Below are 688 nucleotides of genomic sequence, written 5' to 3'. Positions count from 1 at the left end.
CGTGGAATGGTCTTATGACATCTATAATCGTGCGTTTGAATGCGACCAACCAAGCATGGCCAATGCTTTTGGCTTTAAACGTCCGATTAACAGTTTAGATGAGCTGCTTCAATATATGTTGATGGGGCAGCAAGAGGCTTGTCGTCAACGCATTGCGGACGTCGAATTTATGGGGGGGCAAGGGCATTTTTCATGCTGCTTAATGCCTAATGACGCCAAGCTCATTCATGTCACCATGAGTTTTGAAAAGCTCAACGAGCGGATTGTTCAAGGCACAATCATTCCTCAGCTGACCATCACTGGGTGTGAAGAGCTGGCGAAGATTCTTGAAACCATCTTCGATTTGCCAAACGTCGGCGTACTCGTTGCCGATGAAGACACGCGTATTCTTGGTTGCAATCGCGCCTTTGAGCTTCAGATGGGCTATCAAAATCGCGATCTCGTTGGGTTAAAAACCTACATCTTCAGCACTTCTCACCATAGCCAAGCGTTTTACGATCAGCTTTGGAAACACATTGATGAAGAAGGGTATTGGAGCGGCAATCTTCTTAGCCGTACAGCCAATGGCAGCAACCAAGCGCATCATTTGTGTATCTATCGCCTCACATTCAATTCAGGGCGTGTGCTTTTTCTCGGTTTTTCAACGGATATCTCGGCTTCCCTTTTGTGGATGAAAAATCGTTGTGAG

1 protein-coding gene is annotated in these 688 nt (G+C 46.4%); it reads left to right on the top strand.

The annotated features are described in order from the left end of the window. Position 1 precedes the first annotated feature (1 nt). Positions 2-688: PAS domain-containing protein (locus tag R7Z50_RS27705; RefSeq protein WP_318149782.1), on the top strand; the 687-nt coding region annotated here is incomplete at its 3' end.

Source organism: Vibrio sp. 1249-1, from assembly GCF_033340495.1.
This window is presented reverse-complemented; position numbering and strand designations above follow the sequence as displayed.